At 70.4% G+C, this 11,800-nt stretch carries 15 protein-coding genes; 7 read left to right on the forward strand and 8 right to left on the reverse strand.

The features are described 5' to 3' along the window. Positions 1-56: 56 nt before the first annotated feature. Positions 57-452: a superoxide dismutase, Ni gene (gene sodN, locus DY245_RS41205; RefSeq protein ID WP_030085982.1), complete on the reverse strand. Its 396-nt coding sequence runs from the start codon at positions 450-452 to the stop codon at positions 57-59. A gap of 168 nt (positions 453-620) precedes the next feature. Between sodN and sodX the strand changes: the two genes are divergently transcribed. Further along, the gene (gene sodX / locus DY245_RS41210; protein ID WP_128512244.1) at positions 621-1,091 is read left to right on the forward strand and encodes a nickel-type superoxide dismutase maturation protease; all 471 of its coding nucleotides are present in this window, start codon (positions 621-623) and stop codon (positions 1,089-1,091) included. Here the strand turns inward: sodX and DY245_RS41215 are convergent. Continuing rightward, a complete protein-coding gene (locus DY245_RS41215; RefSeq protein ID WP_128512245.1) occupies positions 995-1,624 on the reverse strand; it encodes a CGNR zinc finger domain-containing protein in 630 nt (209 codons plus the stop codon). The two genes, sodX and DY245_RS41215, sit on opposite strands and share 97 nt — an antisense overlap. 95 nt (positions 1,625-1,719) lie before the next feature. On the opposite strand from DY245_RS41215, the gene DY245_RS41220 reads away from it, so the two are divergent. Beyond that, positions 1,720-2,481: a class I SAM-dependent methyltransferase gene (locus DY245_RS41220; protein ID WP_128512246.1), complete on the forward strand. Its 762-nt coding sequence runs from the start codon at positions 1,720-1,722 to the stop codon at positions 2,479-2,481. Positions 2,482-2,554: 73 nt separating this feature from the next. Here the strand turns inward: DY245_RS41220 and DY245_RS41225 are convergent, their stop codons facing one another. The 3 genes from DY245_RS41225 to DY245_RS41235 all read right to left on the reverse strand — a co-directional run bounded on the left by DY245_RS41225 (position 2,555) and on the right by DY245_RS41235 (position 5,339). Then, complete coding sequence (locus tag DY245_RS41225; protein WP_128512261.1) at positions 2,555-3,307, reverse strand: amino acid ABC transporter ATP-binding protein; 753 nt, start codon at positions 3,305-3,307, stop codon at positions 2,555-2,557. A gap of 50 nt (positions 3,308-3,357) precedes the next feature. Beyond that, complete coding sequence (locus DY245_RS41230; RefSeq protein WP_128512247.1) at positions 3,358-4,299, reverse strand: amino acid ABC transporter permease; 942 nt, start codon at positions 4,297-4,299, stop codon at positions 3,358-3,360. Positions 4,300-4,364: 65 nt separating this feature from the next. Continuing rightward, complete coding sequence (locus DY245_RS41235) at positions 4,365-5,339, reverse strand: ABC transporter substrate-binding protein (RefSeq protein ID WP_128512248.1); 975 nt, start codon at positions 5,337-5,339, stop codon at positions 4,365-4,367. Positions 5,340-5,869: 530 nt separating this feature from the next. Here DY245_RS41235 and DY245_RS41240 point away from each other — a divergent pair. From DY245_RS41240 to DY245_RS41250, 3 genes are all read left to right on the forward strand, one after another. Beyond that, the gene (locus tag DY245_RS41240) at positions 5,870-7,099 is read left to right on the forward strand and encodes an NAD(P)-dependent malic enzyme (protein WP_128512249.1); all 1,230 of its coding nucleotides are present in this window, start codon (positions 5,870-5,872) and stop codon (positions 7,097-7,099) included. Between the two features lie 147 nt (positions 7,100-7,246). Next, positions 7,247-8,209, forward strand: coding sequence for a zinc-binding dehydrogenase (locus tag DY245_RS41245; RefSeq protein WP_128512250.1), 963 nt, complete (start codon positions 7,247-7,249; stop codon positions 8,207-8,209). Between the two features lie 41 nt (positions 8,210-8,250). Beyond that, positions 8,251-8,883, forward strand: a complete 633-nt coding sequence (locus DY245_RS41250) for a HutD/Ves family protein (protein WP_128512251.1) — start codon at positions 8,251-8,253, stop codon at positions 8,881-8,883. On the opposite strand, the gene DY245_RS41255 is transcribed toward DY245_RS41250, so the two are convergent. Both DY245_RS41255 and DY245_RS41260 read right to left on the reverse strand, forming a co-directional pair. Further along, positions 8,846-9,352, reverse strand: a complete 507-nt coding sequence (locus DY245_RS41255) for a cupin domain-containing protein (RefSeq protein ID WP_128512252.1) — start codon at positions 9,350-9,352, stop codon at positions 8,846-8,848. The two genes, DY245_RS41250 and DY245_RS41255, sit on opposite strands and share 38 nt — an antisense overlap. A 1-nt stretch (position 9,353) precedes the next feature. After that, complete coding sequence (locus tag DY245_RS41260; RefSeq protein ID WP_128512253.1) at positions 9,354-10,151, reverse strand: antibiotic biosynthesis monooxygenase; 798 nt, start codon at positions 10,149-10,151, stop codon at positions 9,354-9,356. Positions 10,152-10,319: 168 nt separating this feature from the next. On the opposite strand from DY245_RS41260, the gene DY245_RS41265 reads away from it, so the two are divergent. Then, positions 10,320-10,529, forward strand: a complete 210-nt coding sequence (locus DY245_RS41265) for a helix-turn-helix domain-containing protein (RefSeq protein WP_128512254.1) — start codon at positions 10,320-10,322, stop codon at positions 10,527-10,529. Next, the gene (locus DY245_RS41270) at positions 10,529-11,092 is read left to right on the forward strand and encodes a Clp protease N-terminal domain-containing protein (RefSeq protein ID WP_128512255.1); all 564 of its coding nucleotides are present in this window, start codon (positions 10,529-10,531) and stop codon (positions 11,090-11,092) included. Before DY245_RS41265 ends, DY245_RS41270 begins: the two co-directional genes overlap by 1 nt. A 151-nt stretch (positions 11,093-11,243) precedes the next feature. Here DY245_RS41270 and DY245_RS41275 read toward each other — a convergent pair. Beyond that, on the reverse strand, positions 11,244-11,800 hold a 557-nt coding region (locus tag DY245_RS41275), incomplete at its 5' end, for an SCO6745 family protein (protein ID WP_425329517.1).

Below are 11,800 nucleotides of genomic sequence, written 5' to 3' on the forward strand. Positions count from 1 at the left end.
CGGGTGCGGACGCGTGGGTAGGCGATCCGGCCCTGGGCCGGGCGCCCTGGCCGGAGTCAGGCCTTCTTGGTCTCCCAGAAGATCTTGTCGATCTGGGCGATGTAGTCGAGGGCCTTCTGGCCGGTCGCCGGGTCGTTGGAACCCTTGGCGGCGCTGAGCGCCTTGAGGGTGTCGTTGACCAGCTGGTGCAGCTCCGGGTACTTCTCGAAGTGCGGGGGCTTGAAGTAGTCGCTCCACAGCACCGAGACGTGGTGCTTGGCCAGCTCGGCGCGCTGCTCCTTGATCAGGACGGCGCGGGTGCGGAAGTCCGCGTCCTCGTTGGCCTGGTACTTCTCCTGGACGGCCTTGACGGACTCGGCCTCGATGCGGGCCTGGGCCGGGTCGTACACGCCGCAGGGCAGGTCGCAGTGGGCGCTGACCTTGACCTTGGGGGCGAACAGGCGGGAAAGCATGTTCAGTCCTTCCTCGTGATCGTCTTCTCAGGTGCGAGATTACTCGGTGCGGGAAGGCTTTTCTCGGGCGGCCCGGGGGACTTAGGGCAAAAGTCCAGTGCCAAGGTGGGACTGATGGAGGATGGACCGGTGAGCGGGTCGGACCGGGGTTTGACCGGGAGGTACGGGATGCCGGAGCGGGTGCACGAGCGAGGGCCGGAGCAGGGTGAGGGCGTGGAGCCGGGGCACGAGCGGAACGGGCTGCTCCGGGCGTTCGGGCTGGCCGAGGTGTACAACCCGTCGATGGTGCCGACGCTGCAGCCCGGTGACCAGCTCGTGGTGCAGTACGGGGCGGCGGTGCGGCCCGGTGATGTCGTCGTGCTGCGGCACCCGTTCCGGCAGGATCTGCTGATCGTCAAGCGGGCCGTGCAGCGGCGCGACGGCGGCTGGTGGGTCCGGGGGGACAACCCGTTCGTCGAGAACGACAGCCGGGAGTTCGGGGTGGTCCCGGACGAGCTGGTCATCGCGCGCGCATGGATGCGGGTGCGGCCGCCGCGGGGGATTCAGCGGTCGGTCACCGGGGTGCTGTCCTGGGCGGTGTCGGCGGTCCGGCCGGTGCGGGCCGAGCGCTCGCTCTCCAGGCGCTTGCGGGCGCGGTAGGCGGCGACGTTGGCGCGGGTGGCGCAGCGGTCGGAGCAGTAACGCCGGGAGCGGTTGGTCGAGGTGTCCAGGTAGACGTTGCGGCAGGGGCTCGCCTCGCAGATGCCCAGCCGGTCCACGCCCAGTTCGGTCAGATGGAAGGCCAGGCCCATACAGGCGGTCGCGGTGAAGCCCGCGGTCGCGTTGGCGGCGTGGTCGGCGATGTGCATGTGCCAGTTGGGGCGGCCGTTGTCGTCCCGGTACTCGTGGCCGGAGATCTGCGGGCTGACCGGGAACTCCATCATCAGGGCGTTCAGCAGGTCCACGGCCAGGACCTCGTCGCCGGCGTCGGCGGCCTCGAAGACGGCGCGCAGCCGGGCGCGGACCGTGCGCAGCCGGGTGACATCACTGTCGGTGGCGCGCCGGGCGGCCTGCTGGGCGGGGCCGAAGAGTTCGCGTACGGCCTCCACCGAGGTCAGGGTGTCGCCGCCGCGCTCGGGCTGCTCGGTGTTGACCAGTCGCACGGCATAGTCCGAGTAATAGGCCAGTTCCACTTGTAGTCCTTACGGGCGGGGGCTAGGGTGCGGAGTGCTTGTTCCCGGTAATGGGTGTTGCTAGTACGAGGGTATTACGCCATGGAGTGGAAGCGATGACCGAGACCGCCGCCGGCGCCGATTGGCAGGCGTGGCAGAACAGTTGGGACCGCCAGCAGGAGTGGTACCTCCCCGACCGCGAGGAGCGGTTCCGGGTGATGCTCGACATGGTCGAGGCGCTGGTGGGCCCCGAGCCCCGGGTGCTGGATCTGGCATGCGGTACGGGCAGTATCTCCGACCGGCTGCTGAAGCGGTTCCCCAAGGCCGAGAGTGTGGGCGTCGATCTCGATCCCGCGCTGCTGGCCATCGCGGAAGGGTACTTCGCGGGCGAGCCCCGGGTCAGCTTCGTACGGGCCGATCTCAAGGACCCGCGGTGGACGGCGAAGCTGCCGCACGAGTCGTACGACGCGGTGCTCACCGCCACCGCGCTGCACTGGCTGCACACCGAGGACCTGCGCGGGCTCTACGGGCAGCTCGGCGAGCTGGTGCGGGACGGCGGGGTCTTCATGAACGCCGACCGGATGCCCGAGGAGGCGACCCCGCGGATCAATGCCGCGGAACGGGCGTTCCGGCATGCGCGGATGGACGCGGCGAAGGCCGCCGGCGCCGTCGACTGGGCCGAGTGGTGGCAGCTGGCCGCCGCCGACCCGCGGCTGGCCGGGCCGACCGCCGAACGCTTCGAGATCTACGGCGAGCACGCGGACGGCGACACACCGTCGGCACGGTGGCATGCGGCCGCGCTGCACGACGCGGGCTTCGCGGAGGCCCGGGCGGTGTGGTCCTCGCCCACGGACGCGCTGGTGCTCGGCCTGAAGTAGGGCCGAAACCCGCGGTGGGGCCTTCTCCCGAAGGAGAAGGCCCCACCGCGTAGGAAAGAAGCGAGCCGTCGCGTTACAGCACCTTCGACAGGAACGACTTCGTCCGCTCGTGCTGCGGATTGCCGAGCACCTCGCGCGGGTGGCCGGATTCGACGACCACACCGTCGTCCATGAAGACCAGCGAGTCACCGACCTCGCGGGCGAAGCCCATCTCATGGGTCACGACGATCATCGTCATACCGTCGGCGGCCAGGTCCTTCATGACGTCCAGGACGTCACCGACCAGCTCCGGGTCCAGCGCCGAGGTCGGCTCGTCGAAGAGCATCAGCTTCGGCTCCATCGCCAGCGCACGGGCGATGGCGACGCGCTGCTGCTGGCCGCCGGAGAGCTGCGAGGGGTAGTTCCCGGCCTTGTCGGACAGCCCGACGCGGTCCAGGAGCTTGACCGCCCGCTCCCGGGCGGCGGACTTCGACTCGCCCTTGACCTGGATCGGCGCCTCCATGATGTTCTCCACCGCGGTCATGTGCGGGAAGAGGTTGAAGCGCTGGAAGACCATGCCGATGTCGCGGCGGCGGGCGGCGACCTCGCGGTCGCGCAGCTCGTAGAGCTTGCCGTTGTGCTCGCGGTAGCCGACCAGTTCGCCGTCGACGGACAGCCGGCCGGCGTTGACCTTCTCCAGGTGGTTGATGCAGCGCAGGAACGTCGACTTGCCGGAGCCGGACGGGCCGATCAGGCAGAAGACCTCCCGCGGCGCGACCTCCAGGTCGATGCCCTTGAGGATGTGGGCCGCGCCGAAGGACTTGTGGACGCCCTCGGCCTTGACCATCGGGCCACCGGAGGTACCCGCGGCCTTGCTCGTCGTCATCTTGCTTGTGGTCATGCTGCACCTCCGGCGCGGTTGAAGCCGCCGGACAGCCTCGCCTTGGCGCGCTGGAGCGGGGTGGGCGGGAGCTGGCGGCTGGAGCCGCGGGCGTAGTAGCGCTCGAGGTAGTACTGGCCGATGCTCAGCACGGTGGTGGCGATCAGGTACCAGGCGGCGGCGAGGATCAGCATCTCCACCACGACACCGGAGTCCCGTCCGACGTTCTGCGCCGCTTGCAGCAAATCGTAGTACTGGACGGCGATGACCAGCGATGAGGTCTTCAGCATGTTGATGACCTCGTTGCCGGTCGGCGGCACGATCACCCGCATCGCCTGCGGCACGATGATCCGGCGCAGCGTCTTGCCGTGGCTCATGCCCAGGGCGTGCGCCGCCTCGGTCTGGCCCTCGTCGACGGCGTTGAGGCCGGCCCGGCAGATCTCCGCCATGTACGCCGCCTCGTTCAGGCCGAGGCCCAGCAGCGCGCACAGGAACGGGGTCATGAAGTCCGACCACTCGTCCTTGTAGATCGGCATGATGTCGATGTACTGGAAGACCAGGCCCAGGTTGAACCACAGGAACAGCTGGACGTAGACCGGCGTACCGCGGAAGAACCAGACGTAGAACCACGCGACCGTGGACGTCACCGGGTTCTTGGACTGGCGCATCACGGCGAGGATCACGCCGCCCACGACGCCGATGATCATCGAGAGCACGGTGATCAGCAGGGTGTTGCGCAGACCCTTGAGGATGTCCCCGTTGAACAAGTACTCCGGGATGGCGTCCCAATTGACGTTCCCCGAGGCGAAGGCCCGGAAGAGCAGAGCGACCAGCCCGATGACGACGATCGCCGCTACCCAGCGCCCGTAATGGCGGACCGGGATGGCTTTGATGGGCTCGGGGTGGGGCGGCGGAGCGTCCGCCGGCGGCTGGGCCGACTTGTCGACGTCAACTGACACGGGTGTTGCCTTTCAGCATTCGGCGGGAGGTGCGCAGAGGGGACGGGGGCACGGCTCGGAGCGGCTCAGGTGCCGCCATTGAGCTTCACTTCCTTGACCGCGGCGTCCTTGACGTCCCACGTGTCCAGGACCTTGGCGTACGAGCCGTTCTTGATCGTGCGTTCCACGGCGGCCTTGAGCGCGTCGCGCAGCTTCTCCTGGCCCTTGGGGACCGCGATGCCGTACGGGGCCGCCTTCAGGGGCGCACCGCCGACCATCTGGAAGTCCTTGCCCTTGCCGGAGACCTTCACCGCGTACGCCGCGACCGGGTAGTCGCTGGAGACGGCGTCCACACCGCCGGTACGCAGCCGGGTCTGGGCCTCGGAGTCGTTGTCGAACGCCTCGATGGCGATCGGCTGCTCGTCGTTCTTCTCGCAGGCCTTCGACTTGTCCTTGGCCAGATCGTGCGAGACGGTGCCGCGCTGTACCGCGATCTTCTTGCCGCACAGCGTTTCCCAGCCGTCGATGCCCTTGGTCTTGCCCTTCTGGGTGTAGAGCGAGACGCCGACGTTGAGGTAGTCGATGAAGTCGACGCCCTGGCCGATCTTCTTGCCGGTGTTGCTGTCGATGCCCTCCTGGCGCTCCTTGGTGTCCGTCATCGCCGACATCGCGATGTCGTAGCGCTTGGACTTCAGGCCGCCCATGAGGGTGTCGAAGGTGGCGTTGTTGAAGTTGAGCTTGATGCCCAGCTCCTTGCTCATCGCCGCCGCCAGATCGGGGTCGATGCCCTCGACCGCGCCGTTGGAGCGGAACTCCACCGGCTTGTAGGTGATGTCCGAGCCGACCTGGAGCAGGCCCTTTTCCTGGACGTCCTTGGGCAGCAGCTTGAACAGCGGCGCGTTGACGTTGCGGTTCTTCTGCGCCTCACGCTTGGCGATGGCCGCGTCCGTCTGGTCGCCACAGGCGCTGAGCAGCAGCATCGAGGCGGCGACCGCGGCCACCGCGGCCACGGCTGTACGTGACCTGCCGGCGGCCGGGCGACGGATGGTGCTTGCGGTCATGCTGATCCTCCTGCGGATGGAGAAGCCGACGTGACGAAAAGGGTCGGGCACACACCTTCGAGCGTCGCGACCTCGGTTGGTGACGGAATCCTGCCATCCGGACTCCGGTATTCGGACTGCTGTACAGGTCAAAATCGGATAACGGACGAGTAAGAGGGGGTGGCGCCCTTGTGTCGCAAGGGAGACCGGTCACCCGTGAGGCGCAAGGGGCGTCCGGAGCGCTTCCGATGTCTCGGATTCCGGACACCAGATGGGTGGCTCTTCTGTGTTTTTGGCGCATTTCGCCGTTATTGTCGGATTCCTGAACCCGAGGGTAATGAATCTGACTCGTCGGGGCCCGCGCCCGTCCGGTAGAAAGGTTCGTTACACCCCTCATCCGGGGCTCAGGGCGCGTGTGCGGCGCGCCCGGCGTCCGTACCTCCCCCCGCTGGGCGGCCATCCGCCAGGCAGGGCGCGGACGCGGTGCCCGCCCACCCCTCAACCAGGGAGTGGCCACCCTCAGCAGATTTACGAATAAAGGGGTAAGACAAGTGGCAGCGGAGATCGTCAATCCTCGCAGCGACGGCAATACGGGCACGGACGAAGGCGCGGGCAGTGCTCCCGACGGAACCTTCGATCCGGCCTTCGCGCTGCATCGCGGCGGCAAAATGGCCATCCGGGCGACCGTCCCGGTCCGCGACAAGGACGACCTGTCCCTCGCATACACGCCGGGCGTCGCCAAGGTGTGCAGCGCCATCGCGGAGCAGCCCGAGCTCGTGTACGACTACACCTGGAAGTCCCAGGTCGTCGCCGTGGTCACGGACGGCACCGCGGTGCTGGGCCTGGGCGACATCGGCCCGGAGGCCTCGCTTCCTGTGATGGAAGGCAAGGCCATCCTGTTCAAGCAGTTCGGTGGCGTGGACGCGGTGCCGATCGCGCTCGGCACCACCGACACCGACGAGATCGTGGAGACCGTCATCCGGCTGGCGCCGTCCTTCGGCGGCGTCAACCTGGAGGACATCTCGGCGCCCCGGTGCTTCGAGATCGAGCGCCGCCTCCAGGAGGCGCTGGACATTCCGGTCTTCCACGACGACCAGCACGGCACCGCCGTGGTCACGCTGGCCGCGTTGCGCAACGCGGCCAAGCTCACCGACCGCTCGCTCGGCCAGCTGCGCGCGGTCATCTCGGGCGCCGGTGCGGCCGGCGTGGCCATCGCCAAGATCCTCATCGAGGCGGGCATCGGAGACGTCGCGGTCTGCGACCGCAAGGGCGTCGTCTCCGCGGACCGCGGCGACCTCACGGACGTCAAGCGCGAGGTGGCCGGCTTCACCAACAAGGGCCGGCTGACCGGCTCGCTGGAGGACGCGCTGGACGGCGCGGACGTCTTCATCGGGGTCTCCGGCGGCACGGTGCCGGAGGAGGCGGTGGCGAAGATGGCGAAGAACTCGCTGATCTTCGCGATGGCCAACCCCACCCCGGAGATCCACCCCGATGTCGCGCACAAGTACGCGGCCGTGGTCGCCACCGGGCGCAGCGACTTCCCCAACCAGATCAACAACGTGCTGGCCTTCCCGGGCATCTTCGCCGGTGCCATGCAGGTGCGGGCCTCGCGGATCACGGAGGGCATGAAGCTCGCCGCCGCCGAGGCGCTGGCCGCCGTCGTCGCCGATGAACTCAGCGCCGACTGCGTCATCCCCTCCCCGTTCGACGAGCGCGTCGCGCCGGCCGTCACCGCCGCCGTCGCGGCCGCCGCCCGTGCCGAGGGCGTGGCGCGCCGCTGACCCGCCGCCGTACGCCGACGGGCCGGGACCGCACCTGACACGGGTGCGGGCCCGGCCCGTTGTCGTGGCGGCGCGCTGGGGGCGGCGCGGTGCGTGTCACACCCGTACGCGGTACCGCAGCGCGCGGCCGCGGCCTACGTTGGGATCATGTTTGCTGCCTACGCCGCCCGCATCGACCGTGACCAGCCGCTGAACGGCCTCGAATTGGGGGAGCGCCCGGCCCCCGACGTACGCCCCGGCTGGACGACCGTCAACGTCAAGGCCGCCTCCCTCAACCACCACGACCTGTGGTCGCTGCGCGGGGTGGGGATCAGCGAGGAGACGCTGCCGATGATCCTCGGCTGCGACGCCGCCGGAGTGGACGCGGACGGCAACGACGTCGTCGTGCACTCCGTCATCGGCCAGACCGGTCACGGCGTCGGCCCCCGGGAGAAGCCCTCCATCCTCACCGAGCGCTACCAGGGCACCTTCGCCGAGCAGGTCACCGTCCCCGCCTGGAACGTGCTGCCCAAGCCGAAGGAGCTGTCCTTCGAGGAGGCCGCCTGTCTGCCCACCGCCTGGCTCACCGCGTACCGGATGCTGTTCACCAACGGGGGCGTACGGCCCGGCGACAGCGTCCTGGTGCAGGGCGCGGGCGGCGGTGTGGCGACCGCCGCCATCGTGCTGGGCGCCGCCGCGGGGCTGCGGATCTTCGCCACCAGCCGGGACGAGGCCAAGCGCAAGCGCGCGCTGGAGCTGGGCGCCGAGGCGGCGTTCGCGACCGGTGAGCGGCTGCCGGTGCGGGTGGACGCGGTGATCGAGACCGTCGGCGCCGCCACCTGGTCGCACTCCGTCAAGTCGCTGCGCCCCGGCGGCACTCTGGTCATCTCGGGCGCCACCAGCGGATACCACCCCGAGCGCACCGAACTCAACCGGATCTTCTTCCTGGAGCTGAAGGTCGTCGGCTCCACGATGGGCAGCAAGGAGGAGCTGGCCTCGCTGCTCAGCTTCTGCGCGGCCAAGGGCGTCCGGCCGGTCATCGACTCGACGCTGCCGCTGGACCGGGCGCGCGAGGCGTTCACGAGGATGGCGGAGGGCGACCTCTTCGGCAAGATCGTGCTGACGGTCTGACGTTTCTTCTTCAATCGGCGGGCGATCGGAGGCTGAGGAACGTGCGGATCCTGCGGGCGGAGGGGCGGGTCGCCGCGCCGTGGAGCAACGGCGGCGGGGTGACCCGGGAGATCGCTGTCCATCCGCCCGGCGCCGGGTGGGACAGCTTCGTGTGGCGGATCAGCCTGGCCGAGGTGACCCGGGACGGGCCGTACTCTCCGCTGCCCGGCGTCCGGCGGATCCTCACCGTCGTCGACGGCGCCGGGCTGGAGCTGACGGTGGACGGCACCACCCGGCTCCTCCCGGACCGCTACCGGCCGTTCGCCTTCCCCGGCGGCGCGGCCACCGACTGCCGGCTGCTGGACGGCCCGGTCGTCAACCTCAATGTGATGCTCCGGGACGGGCGGGCCGGCGCGACGGTGGAACTGGTGCGGGGGAGTCAGGTGGTGCGGTTGGGGGACGGTGCGGACCCCGGTCAGGGGGCACTCGTCGTTGCCGTGGAGGGGCGTACGCAGCTCACGGAGCCCAGGGCCGGGGAGCCGGGGGCGCGGCTGGAGCGGTTCGACGCGGCGCTGCTGACCGGGCCGGACGCGGCGCCGGTCGCGCTGCGGACGGACGGTGTCGCGGCGGTGATCGGCCTGTCCGGCGCCGGCTCCGTCAGCTCTTCGGGGCGTCGCCCGGCTTCTCGTCGATGAAGTAACTGTCGTGCCGGACGAGGAAGTCCGTGAACTCCTGCCCGCCGCGCTGGGCCATTTCCGCGACGCGCTCGAAGTACTCCTCGCGCGGGGCGCCCGGGGAGAAGAGCATCAGCATCGACGCGGGGTCGTCGGCCTCGTTCCGGAACGCATGCAGTCCGCCCGGCGGGACGTAGAGGAAGTCGCCCGCGCCGCCGGTGATCCAGCGGTCGCCGTCGTAGAGCCGCACCGCGCCGGACAGCACGAAGAACGACTCCGAGATGGTCCGGTGGAAGTGGGTGCGCGCCCCCGCCGCCTTGGGTCCCAAGTCCACCCGGTACAGGCCGAATTCGCCTCCGGTGGTGGTGTGCGTTGCCAGGTAGTGGGTGCGGTTGGCGCCCGCGACCAGGTCGGGCGGGGTGTCCGCCGGGCGGTGCACCGCGGAGATCTCGCCGTTGTCGCCGAGGTAGCGGGGTTCGGGGTACGACATGTCAGGTCCCTTCGGTGGGTGTGCGGGCAGGGATGTTGATCAGGCTCTTGTACAGGTGATACTGCGGCACGGCGGGCAGTTGGGGCGCTTCGGGGCTGCCGGGGTCGTCCGCTGCCGTCGCGGGTTCCGCGAGGACCGCCGGAGCCGGTGTCACACCCGCCAGGGCATCGACCGCCGCTCTCAGCAGCCTGGCCGATGCTCCGCGGTCGACGAATTCCCGCCAGGCCGAAGTGTCCGTCCACTCCGCGACATTGAGCACCCGCCCACCGTCCTGGCTGAGGTGGAAGTGGGCGCCGAGCAGTCCCGGCACCTGTTCACGGGTCAGCAGATCGACGACGGTGTCGGCGAGGGCGCGCTGGGCGTCCGCGCCGGCCGTGGCGAAGGCGGGGGTGACCAGCAGCGCGGGGCGCCGGCCGACGGGCCGTTGGGGCACATAGCTGCGGTAGCGCCGGTAGCGCACCAGGCCCGGTCGTCGGATGCCGGGGGTCGCCGCGTCGATCCGGCCGACGACCGCGGGCCGCCGGGTGCGCCCCCATTCCCGGTGGGCGTCGTCATCCGTCCATTGCGCGTAGTGGAGGACATGGCTTCCGTCGGTGCTCAGGAAGGCGGTGAGCGAGAGCATCGCGTCCGGCCGTTGCTGGTGCTCCCATTCGGCGAGCACCGAGTCGGCCGCCGGGCGCTGGAACGAGGCGTCCGGCACGATCCAGGGGCTGATGAGGACGGTCCCGGCGTCGTCCCGCCGGAAGTCGGGGAAGTCTGTGGGCTCTGTGAGCTCTGTGAGCTCTGTGGGAGGGGGCATCGGGGCTCCGTTCCGCGTCGTGGGTGCTGATGAGCTGGAGCCTGTCACCTCAAGTTCGCTTGAGGTCAAGGGTTGTGGGTGTGGCGGCAGTTGAGTCGGAGGGTCGTCGCCGGTGGATATGTGTCAACAATGGTTGACGGTGAGGGAGTGTCAACGTAGATTGACGTCATGACCGAAGCAACGGATCTCGCCGAGCAGGCGGGTGATCGGGACCCCAGGGTCGGGCTCCGTGCGGTGGCCGCGCTCCGTCGGCTGCTGGAGCAGCTCGAAGCCGTGCAGGTGCGCAGCGCCCGCGCGCAGGGCTGGTCGTGGCAGGAGATCGCGGCCGAGCTGGGGGTCAGCAGACAGGCAGTGCACAAGAAGCACGGGAGGCGCTGATGTTCGAGAAGTTCACGGCCGATGCGCGCGCGGTGGTGCGCGGCGCGGTCGAGCAGACGGACCGTACGGGCAGCGGCACGGTCGGCGAACCGGAGTTGCTGCTCGCACTGCTGGACCGGGCGGATTCGCCGGCCGCGGAGGCGCTCGGCGCGCTCGGTGTTCATGAGCGGCGGGAGTCGGTGGCGGACGCCCTCGCGGCGGCGCGACGGCGGGGCGGGATGTCGACGGCGGACGCGGCGGCGCTGGCCGGGCTCGGGATCGACCTCGACGAGATCGTGGCGCGGGTGGAGCAGGCGCACGGCGTGGGCGCGCTGTCCGCCGACGGGCCGGCCGGGCCCCGCAAGCGGGCGCGCCGGCCGTTCAGCGCGGAGGCCAAGTCCGTGCTGGAGCGCGCCCTGCGGATCGCGGTCGGCCGCGGCGACCGGTACATCGGTGACGAGCATCTGCTGATGGCCCTGACCGCGAGGCCCGGACCGGCCGCCGCGGTGCTGGCGGACCACGGGGTGACGTACGGCGATGTGGTGCGGGAGCTGGGGGAGGCCCGGGGCAGGCGCGCGAGTTGAGTGGTGGGGGCGGTCCGTAGGGGTGGTCGCCAGGGGGCTTGCCCGTGCGGGGCTGCCGGTGAGCCCGCCCCCCCATGGGACTGTCGGTGAGCCCCCCCTCATGGGACTGCTGGTGAGCCCGCCCCTATAGGACTGCCGATGGGCCTGGCCCCTACGGAGCCCCGACCTTCACCGCCCCGATCCCCAGCGTGCTGCGCCGCGGCAGATAGCCGGCCTCGAAGACCGCGCCCACTACGGGGTGGAGAAGGTGCGCCAGCCGCTCGGCGCGGGAGTGGCCCAGGGCCCGCCACGGTCCGGCCGCCAGCCGGTCCGTCATCCGCTCGATCGCCTCGCGCTCCTTGTGGGCGCGCTCGGTCGCGCTGCCGTCCGGGGCGATCCAGCCGCGGGCGGCGAGGCGGTGCCGGGCGTCGCTCCATTCCTGCGCGCTCCAGCCGCGCCCGGCGAAGTCGGCGGCCGGCGCGGCACCGATCGCGGCGAACGACACCAGGGCCTCGCACGGATCCAGTCCGCAGGTCAGCAGCGCCGCCAGATGGCCGTCGCCGCGATGTTCGCGGAGCGCGGTCGCGGCCTGCCAGAGCACCAGATGGGGCGCGTCGGGCCAGGGCAGATCGAGGTTGGCGGCGGCCAGCGGGCGGGCGGCCGGGCCGGCGTTCTCGGCCGCCTGGCGGGCCAGCCGGGCCGCCTCGCCGAGCTGGGCGGCGCTGAGCC

This window comes from Streptomyces inhibens (genome assembly GCF_003389455.1).
Lineage (GTDB): Bacteria > Actinomycetota > Actinomycetes > Streptomycetales > Streptomycetaceae > Streptomyces > Streptomyces inhibens.